The organism is Leptospira fainei serovar Hurstbridge str. BUT 6 (assembly GCF_000306235.2).
Lineage (GTDB): Bacteria > Spirochaetota > Leptospiria > Leptospirales > Leptospiraceae > Leptospira_B > Leptospira_B fainei.
Genome location: NZ_AKWZ02000010.1, coordinates 874,609 through 894,188, shown reverse-complemented (window position 1 = coordinate 894,188; position 19,580 = coordinate 874,609). Strand labels below are relative to the sequence as shown.

Sequence of the window (19,580 nt, the reverse complement as noted above, 5' to 3'; positions counted from 1 at the left end):
AGGAGATCCGAGTAAAATCGACTTTACCGAGTTTTCTTAAAAGTCTTAGATGTGGTCATTGGATGGGTTAACTTAGTTAATGAGGTAATCCTGTGAATCGAAAGAAAATATTCGAAATAAAGAGACTCTTCCTTACTTTTCTTTTGCTACTTGGTTCGTGTCGATTTTTGGGTGTGGGTTCCATTCCCTTGAATGAATTGAAATCTAAGTACGCGAATTCCGAATCGAAGTTTGTTCAAATCGACGATCTTAATATCCACTATAAGGATGTGGGAAGCGGCCCGGTAATCGTTTTGTTGCATGGAGTCTGCTCTTCTCTCCATACTTGGGACGCTTGGAGCGAGAAGTTAAAACATAAATACCGCGTCATAAGACTTGATTTACCGGGACACGGATTGACCGGACCTAATTCGGATATCAATAAACTGGATCTTGAGGAAGGAGTTCGAACTCTGAATAAGTTTTTGACCGCATTGAAGGTCGATAAGTTTTACTTGGTCGGTAATTCGATGGGCGGTTATATTTCCTGGAATTATACTCTTCAATTTCCCGGAAAAGTGCAGAAATTGGTCTTAATCGACGCAGTCGGATATGCGCAACCGTTACCGCCTATGATTGCGTTTGGAAGTCATCCGTTGGTAAGTCCTTTCGCAAAGTATGTTCTCCCGAAATTTCTGATAGATTCTAGCGTGGAGCAAGTATACGGAGAAAAGAGCAAGGTCACCCAGGAAATCAAAGACAGGTATTCGGACCTGTCTATGAGGGAAGGCAACCGTAAGGCGTACAATTATTTCTTCGTGCTTGCTCGAGAAAAATTTACGAATCCGAATTTGTCGGCAGGAATTAATCGAATAGCACGACCCATCATGGTAATGTGGGGAACGAAAGATGAATGGCTTACTTACGAATATTTCGGAAATTGGAAGCAGGATTTACCTAGAGCAAGATTCGAAGTATATGAAGGTGCAGGGCATATTCCTATGGAGGAGATTCCGGATAAGACCGTAAAGGATTTCGAGGATTTTATAGCTTCTAAATAAGAGACTGCCAGAACTATGAAGAAGTACCGGGCGAAAAATTCCCGTTCGGTACTTATTTTTTTTTCATCCCTTCCAGCATAAGTTTAGGCATCTCTTCCATCCAACGCCTTGCAAATTTAGGATCCTTACCGGATGAAACGCTGATTCGAATTCCTTCAAACATCATCGCATTAATTGCTTGGGACGCGATCCTCGTATCCAGATCTTTTCGGAGAAATTCTTTTCGAACTCCGTTCTTCAAATAAAGCTCGGTCAGTTTCGCGCTCTTATCGATCCCAAGTCGGACCTTTCTTTGAATCGCTTCGTCCAGGCCCATCGCGTCGAAAAAGACGATTTTTCCTTGTCGAGGATCATTACCGAAAAGCAGAAAAAATTTCTCGCCTATGTTGAGAATCTGTTGTCGATATTCCTCCAGACTATTGGATTTATCGGGACTTTCGTTTCGAACTACCTCGATCATTCCGAATAAAATTCTATCTACGATTGCGTGGAGAATATCGAGTTTATTTTTGAAATATCTATAGCAAGTCCCGTGACCGATGTTTAATTTTCCGGCTATATCGGCAATTCCCGCTTCATAATACCCCTTTTCGGAAAATACCTCTAAGGCAGCTTCTAATATTTGTTCCCTTCGCGCCTCTGCGCGATTTGCAATTGGACTAGGGGGCTTTGCTTTCATTGCAATCCTTACTCGTTCGAAAGTAGGTGGGGTGCAAGGACTTTTCTCTTTAAGGAAGTGCAAACCGAATTCTGAAACTCGTTCCTTTGCCTGCAGAACTCGAAAAGTCCAACTTTCCCTTTAGTTGACGGGTTAAAACCTGCACTAACGTCAATCCGAAAGACGGACTTTCGAAAGGATCTAGGTCGCTCGGTAAGCCGAATCCATTATCCGAAACTTCCAGAATTCCGATTTCCTTTTCTTTTCGGATTCTCACGATAACGATTCTTTCTCCCGATTCAGGCATGAATCCTGGGGGGAATGCGTATTTAAAACAATTCGTAAGAAGTTCATTTAACACTAATCCGAGCGGGATCGCGATACTTACTTCCAAGTTTAAGCATTCCATCTCCATTTTTAAGGTTACTTCGGGCTCGACCTTATAGGCTGAACGAATTTTTCCGGATAAGCGCTCCGCATACCCTGAAAATTCTATATCCCCTAAATCTTTAGATTGGTATAACTCGTCATGTATTAGCGCCATTGTTTGAATTCTATGCTGACTTTCCGCGAAGGCCTCGTGTATTTTCGGGTCGTTGACGTATTCCGCCTGGAGGCTGAACAGGCTTGAAATCGCTTGTAAGTTATTTTTTACCCTATGGTGAATTTCTTTTAGCATTACGTCTTTTTCCCGTAATGAGGCTTTTAGTTGGCGCTCTGCTTCCTTCTTCCCGGTGATTTCTTCCGCCGTTACGATTACGGACGAAAAAGTTTTTTCAAATTCCGGAGGGAGAGACCAACGCAAAGTCGCTTCGAATTTCGTTCCGTCGCAGGAAATCAAGAACGTATCATACTCGAAAATTCTGGATCCTTGTCGAATGCAGTATAGAAGTTTAATAAATTCCTTAGACTCTTCTATATTATAAATGCTTCTCGACGCGGAAAATGCTTCCTGTTTGGATTTTGCACGAAACATTTTTACCGATTCGCGATTTGCATCGATAACTCTGATGGATCGAGAACATTCCCTTACGAAAGATGGATTCCTGGCGAGAAATCGATAAAATTCTAATTTTCCCATGACTGGAAGAGAATCCAGGAGCGCCTTCACCTGACTGTAATCGCATTCGAAAATTGCGATAGGTACGTTTTCGAAAAGACCTTTATATCTCGCCTCGGTTTTTCCTAACGAGACGTTGGATTTACTCAATTCCTGTGTTCGGTCATTGATTAATTTCTCTAATTCCGCGTGAGAAAGAATTAGTTGTCGTTCAGCTTCTCTTCGCTCTCGGACCACCGATAAGACAAGTAAAGACGTAATGGAAAGTGCGGATAAAAAGCTTTGTAATAGAAGTAAAGATATTTCCCGGGATGAAGCTATAAATTGGGAAGAACCGTGAAAGGCACCAAAAATCGCCAGACCCGAAATTAAAGTAAGTGATAAAGAGGATTCGCGGATTCCGAATTGAAGAGAGGACCAAACGACCATGGTGACTAGCAGGTAAGAAATCGGAAAATCCACTTCCAGCGTGCGAACGCGGAAGACATTAAAAATCACGGCCGCGAATAAAAGTAATAGGAGTATGATCGGGAAAGTTTCCTTCAATACGCTTTTCTTTATATGGGATCGTTCCGGTCTCAGCCATGTCAAGAAGAACGGAAAGTATAAGAAAACACCTAGAGAATCACCCAACCACCAAAAGACCCAAGTCGAAGGAATTGCTATCGCGGGAATGATTCCCAGTAAATAGAGTCCTGCATTTGCGACCGAAGCGCTGACCGTGCAGACTATAGTTTCAAACCATAGAAACCGAATTACGAAGGACGTCTTTTGTGTTAGATCGATATTGGGTATAAATTTATGATAAAGAAGTGACCCTAAGAAAGCTTGCGTACCGCTCCCGATTCCGATAATTATGGCTCCCCAGAACTGCGGAGCGAAGGGCGCGGACAAAAGAATATCGGATTTGATTGAGATATTATAGAAAAAAGACCCGAGCATTACGCCGAATGCCGCTTTTCTTCCGAACAGTATGAGTGCAGCAAGCGCCCAACCGGAAGCCGGCCAGACGGGGGATGCATATCCCGAATAAGCGGCCGTATAAAAACCTATATGAGCGAGGAGGAAGTATATAAAGGCGGTAAGTAAGATTTTTGCTACCGATGAAAAGACCTTACTTTCTTTGTAGGATGTGAAAGGTTGAAGAGAAATCATTTCGCTTTATTTACCGGACTTCTTTCTAAAAAAGGGTATTTGACCTTCTCACTATGAATTGGCTCGAGCGTACTCATTTCCAACCTTTTGTATTTCTTGGGAAAGGCTTTTCTCCGTCGGAAAAACCTACTATAATTTTCCCGAGAGAAGTTCTTACTACTAATCGACGAAGTCAAGTTCGTAAAATCCTCCGAGAAATTGACTTAAAGGTCTTAAGCGGGTTGTATGCGGTAGGCTGGCTCTCTTACGAAGCCTCATCGGTCTTTTTGAACGATGATCAATGCGAGGTAGACGCGCCTTTCGACTCTCCACTTATATGGTTTGGAATCTTTGACGAATATCAGACCTTGGACGAGGAGGATTTGGTCGAATGGAAGGCTTCTTTTAATAAGGATGGTTACGTCCTAGACTTTGAATCATCTCTAGATTTCGACGAATTTGAAAATTCCGTTCTGAAGATAAAACAATTCCTTCAAAAGGGTGACGTATATCAAATTAATTACACTTTTCCCTTGAACCTTGCCCAATTGGGGTCACTTGGAAAGCTTTTCTTCGATCTCCGTAAAGCGCAACTCGTTCCGTACGAGGCATGGTTTCGTACTGGAGAATCAGGCTTAAATAATGCTCGGCGGGATATCTTATCTTTTTCTCCGGAACTTTTCTGGCGACGAACGGGACGGGAAATTCGGACTTTTCCGATGAAAGGCACGAGACCCAGAGGAAGGACAGAAGAAGAGGATCTTCGTTTAAGAAATGAGTTAGCTGATTCACCCAAAGATAGGGCTGAAAATTTAATGATCACGGATTTGCTTCGAAACGATTTGGGAAGAATTTCCGAATTCGGTTCGGTCGGAGTTCCTAGACTCTTTTCGATCAAAGAATATTTTACCGTTTTCCAAATGGTAAGCGAAGTTCAGTCGGTTCTGCGAAAAGAAATCGGCTTATCGGAAATTTTCGAAGCCCTTTTTCCGGGCGGTTCCATTACGGGAGCTCCTAAATTAAAGGCGGTCGAAATTATCGCGTCTTTGGAAGACGAGAGAGGTATTTATACCGGTGCGATTGCTTTGCTTTCGCCGAACGGAGAAACGGTTTCTATTCCCATTCGGACTTTGGAGTTTGTGGAACAAACTTCGGGAATACGAAAAGGGAGGTTAGGTGTAGGAGCCGGCATTACGATCGATTCCGAACCGTATGAAGAATGGAACGAATGCTGGGCCAAAGCAAGATTTATGACGGAATCCTTAAATTCTATCGGAGGAAATTTTTCGATTTTTACTTCGATGGTTGCTAAGAGGGGAACCATTTATTTTTTAGACGATCATAAGGAAAGAATGAGCCGATCCGCGCGAGAACTCGGATTTCCGTTTTCCGAAGAGCTTTGGAACGAGTCGATCTCGGAAATTAAAAAGAAAAGTGAAATGGAGAATAAAAAAAACTTCCGTATTCGAATGATCCTAGATTTCAGGGGCGCACTTTCGTCGGAAGTTGAGTTGTTTGTGGAAAATAAAAAAGAAGGACCGATTATAGTTTCGGGTAAAGCCTTGGAGTGCGGACCGTTGAGTAAACATAAAACGACCGTTCGGGAAATTTTCCGGAAGGAGAATTATAAGGCTTTCGAAGCGGGTTATCTGGACGCGGTTTTTCTAAACGATAAAAAGATTCTGCTGGAAGGATCGATACATTCCATTTTTTTAAGAATCGATGGAAAATGGTTCACACCGTCTTTAAAATCCGGTATTCTCCCCGGCGTTTATAGAAAGAAATTATTGAATAAGTTGTACGCTTCGGAAACGGATCTTTCACTCGAAGATTTAGATCGGGCGGATCAAGTTATCTTAACGAATGCCGTTAGAGGAATAAGAAGAGTGACGAGGATAGATCGGGAATGAGAATTTTTTTGGGTATTTCTCTTCCGGATCGGGTGCGGGAGGTCCTGGCCGGAATCTGCTACGGGCTGGAGGGAGCGAGATGGGTTTCCCCCGAAAATTTTCACATTACCCTCGTTTTTTTGGGGGAGATTTCCCCGGACAAGGTCGAACAAGTGCATGAAATTTGCGCGAGTATTGTAGTAAAACCCTTCTCGGTAAGTCTGAATGGGTTAGGTTGGTTTAGGCAAAAATCCCCGTCGATATTGTACGTGAGAGTCGATCGATCCGTAGAATTGCAGGAGTTACAAAAAACATTGGAATCGGGATGCCGACGCTTCGGATTTTCCGTTGAAAAAAGGGAGTATGTACCGCACGTAACGATCGGAAGATTAAGGGATGTAGCTCAAGGCAAAGCCATGGTGTATTTGGACGAATTTGAAAGTATTAATGCTCCAGCTTTCGAAGTGAACGAGTTTCACATTTATTCGAGTCGAAGTGGCGGTGAAGGACCCATCTATCGAATTGAGGATTCCTTTTCGTTGGGAGAATCGTGAGACATGGAATTTCCTCGGGAAGATTCCTATATTCCAAAAATTCGGGATTATTCTGATTTTTTTGCCAATCCTAGAGTCACGAAAGATGAAGTGGTCGGAATCGGCGGTGACTTAACTGTAGATCGTCTTTTATATGCCTACACGCATGGAATATTTCCGTGGGCTGATAAACCTCTTCTTTGGTTTTCCCTAGATCCCCGAGCCATTTTCGACCTTAACGTTCTCCACTTAAGTCGACGAGTTCATCGAAAAATTCGACAAAAAAAATACACTATTACGATCAATCGAGCCTTCGATCAAGTTATGCGATGCTGTTCCTATCGTCCTGAGGAGCAAACTTGGATTACCGATACGTTTCTTAATGGGTTCGCTAGATTTCATCGGGAAGGTTACGCGCATAGTTTGGAAGTATGGAGTGAAGACGGAAGATTGGGCGGCGGCATTTACGGTGTAGCGATTGGAAAATTCTTTGCCGGGGAATCGATGTTCTCTTTCGAACCGGATTTCGGAAAGATCGGACTCTATCATTTATTTCAGTTATTGAAAAAAGACGGCTTTATACTATTCGATACTCAGCAAATGAATCCCGTTACGTTAAATCTAGGAGCGTATGAAATACCTAAATCCAAATTTTTGGATCGTCTAACGGATGCCGTCGAGACTCCTTCAAAATGGCGACCCTCTCGCCTGGAAAATTAATTTTTTGCTAAATTCGATTTGATTTGCCTTCCATTATAATAAAAGTAAGGCATTAAAACCAACCTAAGCATAGGTAGACTACTATGACTCTATTTAAAAAAATTCTAGCTTCCCTTCTCGTTTCCGCGATCGCTCTTTTTGGCTTCAACGGACTTACTGCACAAGATGCAGCGGGTGACGAACCTGCCCAAACTCACGATTCCGGCGCTTCCAAATCCGAGCATAAAGGTAAAAAGGGTAAGAAAAAGAAATCTAAGAAGAAACATCACAAAAAGGCCAAAAAAGGAGCTAAAAAGGGTAAAGAAGAAGGAACTAAGTCTGAGACTACTCCTCCAGCTCACTCTACTACAGAACCTGCCGGCGAAGAACAATAATCTAACTGCTAACCAAATTCCGTCCGGCAATCGTCGGACGGAATTTCTATTCCTAACTTTTCCTCCGCAATTTTGCACCGCACCGTTTTCTTTCTTTTCTAAAATTTTCTTGACGCTTCGCCTTTGCGCAATAGCGTAAACGCTCTTTTTACCCAAGTTAGCAAAGGGTAATGTATCCCTTCTTCAAAAAGGAAGAATTCCAATGTATAAGAATTTAGCAGATATGTACCTCAAGGCGGCCCAAGCCTATGGGGACAGGCCAGCATTTTGGTCGAAAGATGAGACCAAAGAATATAGGGCAACGTCCTTTAAGCAGCTGGTTGATTTAGGCCTTAATTTAGCGGAAGCGCTCATTGACCTAGGTGTAAAGGCACGCGAGCATATAGGAGTCATTGCGGATAATCGTCTGGAATGGATTATCGTTGATGCGGCCGTATTGTTTACCGGCTCTGCCAACGTTCCTCGCGGTACTGACGTTACCGACGCGGAAATGGATCATATTCTAAACCATTCCGAAGCTGAGGTCGTTTTCTTAGAAACCGATAAAGTATATGAGAAATATTCGAAGAATAAATCCAAGCTGAAAGGCGTTAAGACTGTAATTATCATGGATAAAGACAGTAAGACAAAAGCAAAAGGGGTCTTACATCTTTATGATCTGATTGAAAAAGGTCGAGAACTTAGAGCTCACGGAGCAAAGAAGACGGAAAAAAGGATCGAGGCTATCAAGCCGGACGATTTATTCACTTTGATTTATACTTCGGGAACAACCGGCATGCCTAAAGGCGTTATGCTAATGCATTCGAATATGATTCATCAGATGGAACATGTAGTTCCTTTAATCTTGAAAAAATCCATGATCAAAGATGATGATAGTATGCTATCGATTCTTCCTGTTTGGCATATTTTCGAAAGAGTCGTTGAGTATTCTGCGATATCTCTCGGTATTGCTACCTTCTATACGAAGGTATCGGACTTACGGAACGACCTAGCGAAAGCGAAGCCTTCCTTTATGGCATCCGCCCCGAGAGTGTGGGAAAGTATTTATACCGGAATTTACAATCGGATTAACGATCCGAAACAGACTCCTCCAGTTAGAAAATTTCTTTTCAATACGGCATATCTGTTTTCCAAAAACTACCATGCGGCCGTTCGTTTCTTGAGTGGTCGAGAAGTCGATTACGAAGGAAGAAATATCATTCAATCCTTTGTTCTCGGAATTCAGGCAGTGATTCGGTTGATTTTGACCGGCCCATTTACCGTTTCCTTGCTCGCAGGCGCATCCTATTTCTACCTGAAAATGGCGCACCCAAATTTGCCGTTTGTTCCCGGTCTATTGTTAACTGTGGCTATCCTCGGCCTCATATTTAACTATAAAACCTTGGACGCGATCGTGCTTTCGAAAATTCGTCAGGCAACCGGCGGCCGTCTTAGAGGCACTCTTTCCGGTGGCGGGGCTCTTCAACGGCATGTCGATAATTTCTTTAACGATATCGGCCTATTGGTTCTTGAAGGTTACGGAATGACTGAAACGGCACCCGTAATTTCAGTTCGTCATTACGATTATCCGATTATCGGTTCGGTCGGATATATTGTCCCGAAAACGGAATTGCAGATTCGCGATGATAGCGGAAAGGTTCTCACTCACATTAATGATAACAAGGAAGTTCTTGCCGGAAAGATCGGATTGAAAGGCATCGTTCACATTAAAGGACCGCAAGTCATGAAAGGTTATTATAAAAACCCCGAAGCGACCAAAAAGACTATTTCGGACGGTTGGATCAATACCGGAGATATCGGTTTCATCAATTTCAAGAAGACTCTGACTTTGACGGGACGAGCGAAAGATACGGTAGTTCTCCTTGGTGGGGAGAATGTCGAGCCGGTTCCGATCGAGAACAAGATGGACGAGTCGCCTTTCATCAAACAATCAATGGTGTTCGGACAGGACCAAAAAGTATTAGGGGCGATCATTGTTCCGGATTTTGAAAATCTGAAACCTTGGTTGGAGGAGAACGGAATCACTGCCCATGATATTAAGGATTTAATCGATCATCCTAAAGTTCTGGAATTTTATAAGAAGGAAGTTCGCGAATATAACAGTACGAAAGAAGGGTTTAAATCGTTCGAGTTAGTGCAACATATCGTGATCGCGCCTAAACCGTTCGAAATCGGGGACGAGTTAACGAATTTACTTAAAATGAAGAGACACGTCATAACCGAAAAATATCAGAAAAAGATAGATAAGGTTTATAAATAATCCGTAATTTATCGGCTTTTGGATAATCGAGGCTTCGGGAAACCGAAGCCTTTTTTGTCAGTAGATTTTAAAAATTCGAGGGAAAACTTCCGGATTCTGTTCGAGGATAATCGGATCGTGAGAAGTAAAAATTTTCGTTCCCTGCTCGGCTAATAATTCGACGTAATGTAAAAATTCCCGATTGTTCCGGACGGAGCTAGCCGCCGAGTTTGGTAGTCCGGTCCCTTCAATACAATGCTCAATGAAATAACATTCGTCACCCGTGATTAACACACGATTTTTCGGGGCTCTTAACCATTCCACCGCGGAATGTCCGGGAGTATGGCCTCGAGTGAATATAATTCTAAAATTCGGGAATAATTCCGCGCTAGACTCGAGGAAAATCACTTTCCTCTCTTTTTCTCTTGCATATAGAGTTTTAGCCTGATTCGAAAACCAATTCGTTTTCTTTAACAGTTCCCATTCTTTAGGGTGAACGTAAATTCTCGCATTGCGAAATAAATCCAATCCCCCCGCATGATCGAAATGAAAATGAGTTAGAATAATATCCGTTATCATTGTCGGACGTATTCCTGCTTTTAGCAGAATTTTATCCGGAGAAACCCAATCTTGAATTCCGTACTTGCTTCGAGTCTCTTCGGAGGAGATTCCCGAATCCACTAGAATGATTCGTTTATTCAGTTTTACTAAGTAAAAAAAGAAAGCAAGTTCCTGTTCGCCGTCCGTTTCCCCTGAGTCCGTCAAATAATTCGGATACTTTCCTTTTCCGTATAATACCGCATACAATCCGTCTTCTAATCCTCGAAAAACCGGAATCGTCGCCGTCTTACTTTTAATTTCTTGTCGAAGATTTTCCTGCGTCGGCTTCAAAGCCGATTTACAGGAAATAAGATAGAGCAAGATAAAAAAAGTAAGAAAAGTTTTCACGGATGAGCTTCCCAAGGAGGAACCGAAAGCTTGGAAAACCCTTTTTCCACCGGTTCCCTATATTCCAGCATTTGAGTTATAAATAATCGTCTATCGAGTTCCATCCATAGACGGAAAGAAAGCAGCGGTTGGACGTTATAATGCAATGGAAATTTTGTAGGATACTTTTCGCCGTCGGGAAATCCATATACGTCCTTTGCCCGATTTTGTATCGTCCTTAATAGAATCCCTTTTTCATCAGTCGGAAGTGAAAGGATATTTTCGCGAAAGTCTCGAGGATAGGAAAAGTATTCCTCGGCGTTTGATAAATATACGACTCGAAACGGAAGACCTACCTTGTTCATTGCCTCGGAAATTTCTCGAATGGTCCCGTTGGCATTTAAGTCGGCTTTACGAATTCTAATTCTTCCGTTAAGGACCATGTTTCGAAGATAATCGTAATCATTCTTATCGTGAAGAAACGTTTGCCATCCGAATTTTTCTTTGCTACGTTCCAGTTCAAGCCAACGAGTCGGAACGTCCGCTTTTCCTCGAAAGGCAACTTTCCAGGCTTCGTCATACCATTTCCAATCCGTAGACTCGCCAAACTCCGCTTTTAAAATCCTTAATGAAGAAGCGAAGTTTTTTCTTTCCCATAACTCTTTATAGGCTTCGGGAGTTTCGCTCTTCTTTAGGAAAAATAAATGAATTCGATTGATGTAACAAACGACGGGGTCGAAATCCACTAACCAAGCCATTTCGCTCTTTGCCCAAGCTATAAAAGTAAGATTTTGATCGGTTCCGACTCCAAGATAGGCGCCTCTAAGATTCTCGATGGAATTCTTAAAAAGATCGATCCTAAGTTCGTTAGAGGCGGGATAATGACGGCCGTTTAAATTCTTTTCCTCGAAACTTTCCTCTTTTACCGAATCTAGAATTTTTGATTCTCGAAGCCCGAGCGGACGAACTACGATTACATCCGATTTTGAAAGTGCCCGACAGGCAATTTGGCCGGTTAGGAAAAGAAGTGTCAGGAAGATTAACGATAGAGAACGAGTTTGCATAAGAAAGTGAACGTTCCTTTACGTTCACTTTCGATTTTTGTACCAATTCAACCACTCGTTTTTAGAAAAGAACTTCTCTCCGGTAATGGCGCGAAGAGCTGCGGTCACCATTTTTCGGTTTCGTGGAGTCTCGTTATCCTCTAATAGAGAAATTAGAACCGGGATACTTTTCGGGTCTTTCCGAGCTCCTAATTGACTGACTGCAACTTGGTGAAGATTCCAGTTTTTATGCTGGGCATATTTTTCGAGAATTTTTTCAGCTTCTTCTCCTCGAATCGAAGCGACCGCTCCTAACGTACTCGGAGCAAGGTCGGGAAATTGCTCGGTCTTGCGATCCAATAGTGTTAACGATCGGGGGGACGCGATCATACCCAAGCTTTCGGAAGCGATTCGGGCGAGTTTGAGATCTTTAGAATCGGCCGCTTCTTCCAAGAACGGTAATGCTTCTGAATTTCCGATCCCTCCAAGAGCCCAGGCAGCTCCGTATCTCGCTTCACCTGAGGATTCTTTTAAGACCTTTGATAAGGCAGGAATACTTCTTTTATCTCCCATGTATCCTAGAGACTGAGCTATGATTTCGCGGTCAGGTATCGAACTGTCGTTTAAAACTCGCTCGATCAACTCCCGGGCAGGAAGATATTTAAGACGACCTAATACATGGGAAGCCGGCCCTTTCGCTTCGGGCACGCCATTACGGAGCACATCAGACAGACTTTGACCTGTCATTGGAATCGGAATCCCAATTAAGACGTCCGCAGCTCTGTATCGAATTTCCCTGTTTGAATTGCCGATTAACGGTAGGACTAACGGCACGGCGGAAGGATCATGTATATCGATTAGCGCTTGAGTCGAATTTTCCCGGCCTTTATCGAAATCCCCTTTTAACGCCGACACCAATAACGGAACTGCCTTTTTGCTTCCGATTCTGCCTAAAGCAAGATAGGCAGCGGCTAAGCTAGGACTCGGCTCGATCGTATCGGCGAGTCGAAGGAGAAATGGTTCCCCTTCTTTTATCCGTAATTTCCCGATCGCCATCGCATACGTTTTTGCTTTTTCAACATTACTATTCTTGACTGCGGCGCTTAGAAGGGAAGGGCCTACGCTATTTGCTTTTATCCGCACTAAGGTTTCTACCGTTAATAAGCGAATTGTAGAATCCTCGCTTTCCAGTAGCGGAAGTAAATTCGAACCGACACTCGGATCCTCCATTCTCGCTAAAGCCTCAAGTACGGTATCTTGGCCGACGCCGGAATTCGCATTTAGAAAATATAATATATTCGGAATTGAGGGACGGTCTTTATAGATACCGAGGGCAAGCACTGACGGTCCTTGTAAAGTTCGATCGGGGCCGCTCAACAATCGTCTAATTTCGAGAATGTACTGTCGTTCATTTCGATCCGCGAGTTCTAAAATTGCTTGAGCTTTCCGTTGCGAATTCCCCGATCTTAAATCGACTTCGAGTTGCTTCAAACTAGCAGGTTCTGCTTCTTGAACATCCGGATACTGATCGGGTTTGGGAGGACCGCTACACTGCAGATCGAATAGAATAAGTAGAAGTACGGTATAAATAGGAACGTATAAAAGTCGCATCATATTATGAAGAAGGAACCGTATCCAAGGTTTGTCGCAATTGTTGCAATTGGTTTTTCCAAGTCGAAATGTCCTGGTTGGCTTCCTGAATTTGCGAAGGATCCAATTTGCCTTGTTGAATGGAATATTCTACGAGTTGAATTCTTGATTCCAATTCTTGGATTTTATAATCGAAATACGCTTTTTGCTGTTGAGGGGTTACCTGCGGATCCGTGACTTGAGACGGGGAAACTCCGGGCTCGGCAAATTTTCCCGCATTACGCGAAATTGCAAATTGGGATTCGGCTGCCGTCACTAAATCCAAACGTTCTTTCGCTTTTCTTTCTTCGTCTTGCGTTAAAGGAGTTCGAAATTCTGCAGGAATATAAATGTTCTTCGGATATTTGAATGCGAACTCCACCCACTCCTCGCGAATTCGTTCTCTATCGGCATCCGTTTTTTTGGGGCCAAATGCGTGAGGCCAGAGCCGCTTTGCCTGACCTTCTAATTCCGGATCTTCCGTAAATGGATGCGGAGCATCGGGAAATTCGATTCCCGAAGTTAAATTCCTTCGTCGTTCCAATACTGATTCCGTTTCTTGACTAACGGATTTTATCTTCTCTGCCTTATCCGGCCAAAAGATGAAAATTAAAAGAAGTAAAAGGACGATCCCTGCGACGATCCAGGGCGCATATTTTCTATAGGGAATCATATTATTATGATGGCACCTTGTTCAAACTAAGGAAAGATTATTTTATTGAAGATTATAAGATAAATCCCGGGCCGTTTAAGCCCGGGATTCGATAGAGGCTTAGACAAATATGCCGATCACCCAAGAAATAAACTGCCCGAAGATTGTTTCGGTTAGGAATTTTTTCAAGTCGATCGGATTTCGATTAAGACTATCGTGAAACCAAGCATTGTACTCGCTGACTAAAGGAATCGAATATCCGTATTTAGAATTGATCACTTTAATTAACTCATTAGCAAAGAGAGAATGTCCGTATTGATTCGGATGAACTCCATCTAAACCAAAGACGCCCGGTTGACCTGGGAGAGGCCAGTTCGCTCTTGCATAACCCGGACTCCATCCTGATGGGCTACTGATCAAACGGCCGTTTTCTTTTAGATCATCGAAAACGACTTTCAAATCGGCGACTGCGAATCCCATCGCTACCGCTTGCGCTTTAACTTCGTTATTCAGCATCGTTAAAAAGCTTGTGATAGTGTTCACTTCACCCGCATCCAGTACTTGCGAAGGATCGGATACGGAAGATCGGAAAAAGGCTTTTAGGCCGGTATAATTCGCTCTTCCTTGAGGGTCCTTATACGATTCCAAAAATGCGATTGAGGTTACATTAGGAATTGTGAAAAGAACACCGCCTTTGATCGAGCCGATTGCAGCCATTCTACGCATCGTTTCCCGAATATCACGTTTATAGCGAGTTTCATCCAGACAAGCCGTAGAAGTACTCAATGCCGTACAAAGGACGTGGTTTGCGGCCGCTGTTCCGAACAAAAACGACGGTCTCACCTTTTCCATAATTTGCATTTGAGTCCCGGCATTGCCTAATCCGAAACGATGAAATTTATCGGGAGTCTGACAATCGGCGACTTCAACCCAACGATAGGTAAACCAATACCAAGTTGCCCAGTACCATTGTCTTGCCCATTTAGTCGCATTGATATCTTCGCATTGGCCTGATGTTTTTAATACTGTCGTATAATCGGCTCCGGTAATCCCGGCATGAGTCGGTAGGCTAACCGTGGAATCGTTTCCACCGATGACGCTAGCGGCGATGCAGAAAATACCGCAATTACCTTTGAGAACATCTTCAAAGTTAAGATACGGGCCTTTCAGAACGTTGTAGCTTACGCCCGAACCGGCTTGCTTTGAAACTAAGACAGGGAATGCCCAGTCTTGAGTTTTCTTTTCGACGGTTGCACCGAAGAAGCCTTGGCTTAAGGAATCTCCGATAACACCGGGCTTTGCAAATATTTGTGATTGACTTTGTGCGGAAATAGAAATCGAGCAAATGCTAATCCCTATCGACGCAATTATTTTCCAAATGGTGAGTTTTCCCATTCTATTTTTTATCCTCATGCGGATTAACTTTCTAAAAAAAGAAAGCGATCCAATTCTCTTGTCGTCATTGTAGCAGTTAGTCGGTAAAAAGTCAATGTCACTTGAGAAACATTAGTTCTATATAAAACATTCGGTATGTTATAAATTATCTATAAAAATTTTTATTTGTAATCAAACTTTCGAAAAAGCGTTCTTAGTTTATCTTCATTGACGCTTAAGAATTATCTAAACTCTGTTAGTTATATTTTTTCTATTTTTATTTTTGAAAGAATGGGAAGTAGAAGTGACGCGTTTTCAAGAATCGACTCGATAAATAAATCCGGATTTTGTTCGCCTTTTACAGCAATTTCGAGAGGGATAACGCCGGAAAAACATCTTGAATTCTAAGAACCATTCTTGACTTTGGATGTCTAACTTATAACAACGGGGACGAATTTGGTTTCGACTATTGTAGTTTAAGTGTGGTGGCATGTAGGGGTGAGGGACCTCTTAAAAACCTTCAAAACAATAAACGCTAACAACGAATTAGCACTAGCAGCTTAATCTCTGCTACGGATGAAAGGCTTACTCTTCCGGTGGCTTTTCTTCTGACGTAAACGGAAGACGTGATTCATCGGTGGCCGGTTCTCGATGAATGATGTATATGAATCGGATTGGAAAAACACACCTGCTTGTGGGTTAAGGTTTTCTGAAATTTTAAATCACAAGACAAACATGTAGAGGCCCCATCGAGGCACAATAGGACCCGGGTTCGAACCCCGGCGTCTCCATAAGTAATCTTAAAATATCTTAGATTAAGGGTTCGAATGCGAACTCGAGTTAGCGATGATAGCTCCTTTAAGGGGCGTAATCATCGCGACCGAGCTACAGGAAGTAGCGAGGCTCGAGAGAGACGCCGCAGAGCTTGATCGGAAACGATGTCCGATCGCGACGCGGCGAACCCCGGCGTCTCCATAAGTAATATTTAAAAGGGTTTCTTTTATGGAATCCTATCAATCTAGGCCCGTAACAAGTTTATATACCTGGATTTCTTCATCGATCCAGCTTTGATGAAAGGAAACTTTTTTCACTTTCCAGCTTCTTTCTTTCATCAACTCTCTAATTTCTTTGTCTCGGAATATTCCTTCGGAAAAAACAATCTCTCCTTCGTCGGTTACTCCCTGGAGTTTCGCGGCGAAGTTTACGGTATTTCCGAAATAATCGATATTGCTATTTAGGTTTACCGCCAGGCAAGGTCCGGAATGCAGACTGACTCGAATTCTAATCGGGGTTTCAGCGGTCTTATCCGAAAAATACTCCTGCAATTCCGTTGCGGCGATCAGCGCGTCTACCGGAGAGGTAAAAGAAGCCATTACTGCATCGCCGATCGTCTTTACAACGGCACCTTGGTGTTCTCTAACGATTTTGTATACTTCCACAAAATGTTGTCGAACTTCCGCAAACGCACCCGTATCTCCTTTTTGATGATAGAAGCGAGTGGATCCTACTATGTCCGTAAAAAGAATCGTCTGAATTCCGATATCCAACTGTAAATCGGTGGAAAGAGCCTCTTGTGAAAATAGTTCTCGGAAATTTTGAAAATTAAAAAGATCGGAAGGCCTTAAGCTATCCTGATCTTCTTTCCTTTCTTCGATTATGAATCCTATCCTTTCAGATGTCGTATTCTTAAATACGAACGTCGGCTCGTCTCCGATTTCAAGCTCGTCCGGTAGGGTCGACGGCGCCCATTCCAATTTATCGTTATTACGATTCCCATTTACGTCCAATAAGGAATATTTCTTTTCACCGTTGATCCTTAAACGATACGTTCCCGGATGAAGTAGAAGATTGGACTGATATGATTCGTTAGGTTGCAAATATTTTTGAAATCGTATATGAGATTTTGTCGCCGGTTCGGCTGCACAGAAAAATCTTTTCTGTATTTCTCGTACGGATGGATGAACGTGAAAAGTAATCTCTACTGAATTTATTTGATTTACGTCGAATTGGATTTCGCATACGTCGCATGAGTCGCGAGTGGGAAGGTCTCCTAAATGCAGGGCTTCCGTTCTAACGCCTCTACAATGAGGACAAATAATATCCCAGGAAAGCGTAAATAGGCCGAGCCGACATCCATGCAAAAAAATTAATAGTAAGTCCTTAAAGGGAACGTCCCAAGCCTTCGCCAGGGACTTTACGCGAATTCGATAGAGATCATTTTCATCCGCGTCGAAAATATAACTTAATACTTTATTGACGAGTTCCCTAGGTTGGCCTTCCCGTATGAAACCCACTCGAATTTGTTGAACTCGAGCCGGAAAAATCGGATCCTTTTGGGACTGCGACTCCTTCAATAGCCGTAAAGACGTCGGACCGGCCCAACCGCGATTCCGGACTTTTTTAAGATCTTCCACTACTCCCGCCAGCCCGTTAAAATATGATTTCTCCAATTGTTTCATTCCGATCGGAAGAAGATTTTTTCCGATAAAACCTTTCGGTATCCATCCAAAATAAACGAACAATCGACTTTGATCTTCTCCTAACGGATATAGCAAATATCTCGTTCTTACGTAATGTGCAAAGCCTTTAGAATATATACGGGCATTATTCAATTGTTTGCAGTATTCCCACTCCCAGGGGACCTCTTCCCATTCCATCGGGATTCCGGCATTTTTGGAGGTGCCGAAAAGTTTTCCGCTCACTTCTCGAAATTTCATCTCCGGAACACCGATGCGTTTGTTAAAAGATGAAGTATCTACAAGCCAGGGCCAAAGTTCTGCAGGTGTCGCATTTAGATCAAACTTCCAGAGGCGATCGATCGGATCGGACAGCGATGTCCATTTACTATCCCAAGGGAAAGCCTCCAAGAATGCGGCAAGATCCATATTTTGGGGATCTAGGGTTTCCCAAACTGCGGAAGGTATGCGAGTCTGCATGAATTTCTCCGAAGGTTCATTTGGACGAATCGTAGAAAATTTTCGCCACTGAACTTAGATTATCTTTCCTGAACTTCGGTGGAAAGAAAAGTGGAATCTATCTATGGACCGGAAATTCTACACATCTAAGTTCGGGGCGAAATTTAGACTGCAGACAGGGATCGGTCAGCTAATGGAAGATTTGGGGAACCCAGGTCCGGGAGTTAGTATGCTCGGGGGCGGCAGTCCTGCCTTAATTCCTGAGGTCGAAGAGGCTTGGAAAGAGATTCTTTCTAAGCTGACATCCAGCGGTAGCTGGGAATCCATTCTTGGAAAATATGAATCTCCCTCAGGTAAGGAAGAAACTTTAGAGGCCTTCGCGGAACTTCTTCAAAAAGAATCCGGGATGAAAATATCTAAGGAAGAGATTGCCATCACGAACGGGTCTCAAAATGCGTTCTATTTACTTTTGAATTTCTTTTCGGGAACATTTCCGGACGGTTCTAAGCGGAAGGCACTTTTTCCGACAGTTCCCGAATATATCGGATACATCGATCAGCCGATTGAGGAAAACTCCATCCATTCGCTTCCGGCCATATATAGGGAAACGGGAATCGATTCGTTTCGTTACGAGCTAGATGAGGAATCACTTTCTAAATTACAAGAATCGAATGATCCATTGGGTTGCACAGTTTTGTCCAGACCGACAAATCCGACTGGACGGGTTGCTACCGAGGAGGAGGTCGAAAAACTCCTCAGTTTTTCTCGAAAAAAAAACATTCCTCTTTTACTAGATAACGCGTACGGGTTTCCGTTTCCGGGTATCATTTATGGACCTGGAAAATGGTTTCATGGAGAGGGATTGATCCAAGGCTTTAGCCTTTCAAAGATAGGTCTGCCAGGGGTAAGAACGGGGTTCGTCTTGGCCGATCGGGAAATTATTGCTTCCTTGAACAAAGCGAATGCGGTTCTGAATTTAACGAGCGGAAGTCTTGGACAATACGTAGGTCTGGAGTTTCTGAAATCCGGCGTCTGGCATTCTTTAAGTAAAAATGTTGTTCTTCCGTATTATGCCAAAAAACGATCACTCGCTTTAACCACAATCCGCCAGGAATGGGCAGGAAAATTTGACTATCGAATTCATGAGAGCGAGGGAGCATTTTTTCTTTGGGTAAGAGTAAAAGGTTTAGCCAAATCGTTAACCGAGCTCTATCCGATTTTGAAACAAGAAGGCGTTATAATAGTCCCAGGTCGGTATTTTTTTCCCGTTGGAGGTCCTGTCGATTCTTCTTCGGAAGAATGCGCTCGTATCAGCTTCGCTAGAGATGACGGAGAATTGCAAGAAGGTCTCCGAAAAATTAGCAACGTCTTCCAGAAGTTCACAAAATAATCA

At 43.0% G+C, this 19,580-nt stretch carries 15 protein-coding genes and 1 other RNA gene; 8 read left to right on the top strand and 8 right to left on the bottom strand.

From position 1 onward, the window contains the following. Nucleotides 1–188 precede the first annotated feature (188 nt). A complete protein-coding gene (locus tag LEP1GSC058_RS13325; RefSeq protein ID WP_232224693.1) occupies nt 189–1,040 on the top strand; it encodes an alpha/beta fold hydrolase in 852 nt (283 codons plus the stop codon). Between the two features lie 52 nt (nt 1,041–1,092). Here the strand turns inward: LEP1GSC058_RS13325 and LEP1GSC058_RS13320 are convergent, their stop codons facing one another. Beyond that, on the bottom strand, nt 1,093–1,719 hold the full coding sequence (locus LEP1GSC058_RS13320) for a TetR/AcrR family transcriptional regulator (protein ID WP_016550688.1): 627 nt from the start codon (nt 1,717–1,719) through the stop codon (nt 1,093–1,095). Between the two features lie 49 nt (nt 1,720–1,768). Beyond that, nucleotides 1,769–3,913: an MASE1 domain-containing protein gene (locus tag LEP1GSC058_RS13315; RefSeq protein ID WP_016549937.1), complete on the bottom strand. Its 2,145-nt coding sequence runs from the start codon at nt 3,911–3,913 to the stop codon at nt 1,769–1,771. A 53-nt stretch (nt 3,914–3,966) separates the two neighbouring features. Here LEP1GSC058_RS13315 and LEP1GSC058_RS13310 point away from each other — a divergent pair, with 53 nt between their 5' ends. The 5 genes from LEP1GSC058_RS13310 (at nt 3,967) to LEP1GSC058_RS13290 (ending at nt 9,668) form a co-directional block, all read left to right on the top strand. Then, the gene (locus LEP1GSC058_RS13310; protein WP_016549829.1) at nt 3,967–5,802 is read left to right on the top strand and encodes a bifunctional chorismate-binding protein/class IV aminotransferase; all 1,836 of its coding nucleotides are present in this window, start codon (nt 3,967–3,969) and stop codon (nt 5,800–5,802) included. Further along, nucleotides 5,799–6,335: an RNA 2',3'-cyclic phosphodiesterase gene (gene thpR / locus LEP1GSC058_RS13305; RefSeq protein ID WP_016550091.1), complete on the top strand. Its 537-nt coding sequence runs from the start codon at nt 5,799–5,801 to the stop codon at nt 6,333–6,335. The genes LEP1GSC058_RS13310 and thpR overlap by 4 nt, the downstream gene beginning before the upstream one ends. A 39-nt stretch (nt 6,336–6,374) precedes the next feature. Further along, complete coding sequence (aat, locus tag LEP1GSC058_RS13300) at nt 6,375–7,034, top strand: leucyl/phenylalanyl-tRNA--protein transferase (RefSeq protein ID WP_039948642.1); 660 nt, start codon at nt 6,375–6,377, stop codon at nt 7,032–7,034. 83 nt (nt 7,035–7,117) lie between these two features. Continuing rightward, a complete protein-coding gene (locus LEP1GSC058_RS13295; protein ID WP_016550456.1) occupies nt 7,118–7,408 on the top strand; it encodes a hypothetical protein in 291 nt (96 codons plus the stop codon). Between the two features lie 202 nt (nt 7,409–7,610). After that, nucleotides 7,611–9,668 (top strand): AMP-dependent synthetase/ligase, encoded by a 2,058-nt coding sequence (locus tag LEP1GSC058_RS13290; RefSeq protein ID WP_016549372.1) that lies wholly within the window; start codon nt 7,611–7,613, stop codon nt 9,666–9,668. Between the two features lie 57 nt (nt 9,669–9,725). Here LEP1GSC058_RS13290 and LEP1GSC058_RS13285 read toward each other — a convergent pair whose 3' ends face one another. From LEP1GSC058_RS13285 to LEP1GSC058_RS13265, 5 genes are all read right to left on the bottom strand, one after another. Beyond that, a complete protein-coding gene (locus LEP1GSC058_RS13285) occupies nt 9,726–10,595 on the bottom strand; it encodes an N-acyl homoserine lactonase family protein (protein WP_016550371.1) in 870 nt (289 codons plus the stop codon). Next, nucleotides 10,592–11,638: an LIC_10091 family lipoprotein gene (locus LEP1GSC058_RS13280; RefSeq protein WP_016550875.1), complete on the bottom strand. Its 1,047-nt coding sequence runs from the start codon at nt 11,636–11,638 to the stop codon at nt 10,592–10,594. Before LEP1GSC058_RS13280 ends, LEP1GSC058_RS13285 begins: the two co-directional genes overlap by 4 nt. 24 nt (nt 11,639–11,662) lie before the next feature. Beyond that, nucleotides 11,663–13,231: a HEAT repeat domain-containing protein gene (locus LEP1GSC058_RS13275; RefSeq protein ID WP_016550111.1), complete on the bottom strand. Its 1,569-nt coding sequence runs from the start codon at nt 13,229–13,231 to the stop codon at nt 11,663–11,665. A 1-nt stretch (nt 13,232) separates the two neighbouring features. Continuing rightward, entirely contained in the window at nt 13,233–13,919 is a 687-nt protein-coding gene (locus LEP1GSC058_RS13270; RefSeq protein WP_016549730.1) for a hypothetical protein, read from the bottom strand. Between the two features lie 99 nt (nt 13,920–14,018). Next, nucleotides 14,019–15,293, bottom strand: coding sequence for a hypothetical protein (locus LEP1GSC058_RS13265; protein WP_016550664.1), 1,275 nt, complete (start codon nt 15,291–15,293; stop codon nt 14,019–14,021). A 425-nt stretch (nt 15,294–15,718) separates the two neighbouring features. Here LEP1GSC058_RS13265 and ssrA point away from each other — a divergent pair. Next, nucleotides 15,719–16,066, top strand: a transfer-messenger RNA (tmRNA) gene (gene ssrA / locus LEP1GSC058_RS20045). A 219-nt stretch (nt 16,067–16,285) separates the two neighbouring features. Here ssrA and LEP1GSC058_RS13255 read toward each other — a convergent pair. Further along, complete coding sequence (locus LEP1GSC058_RS13255) at nt 16,286–18,208, bottom strand: adenylate/guanylate cyclase domain-containing protein (RefSeq protein WP_016550413.1); 1,923 nt, start codon at nt 18,206–18,208, stop codon at nt 16,286–16,288. Nucleotides 18,209–18,311: 103 nt separating this feature from the next. Between LEP1GSC058_RS13255 and LEP1GSC058_RS13250 the strand changes: the two genes are divergently transcribed. Next, nucleotides 18,312–19,577, top strand: coding sequence for a pyridoxal phosphate-dependent aminotransferase (locus LEP1GSC058_RS13250; protein WP_016549617.1), 1,266 nt, complete (start codon nt 18,312–18,314; stop codon nt 19,575–19,577). The last annotated feature ends 3 nt before the right edge of the window (nt 19,578–19,580 follow it).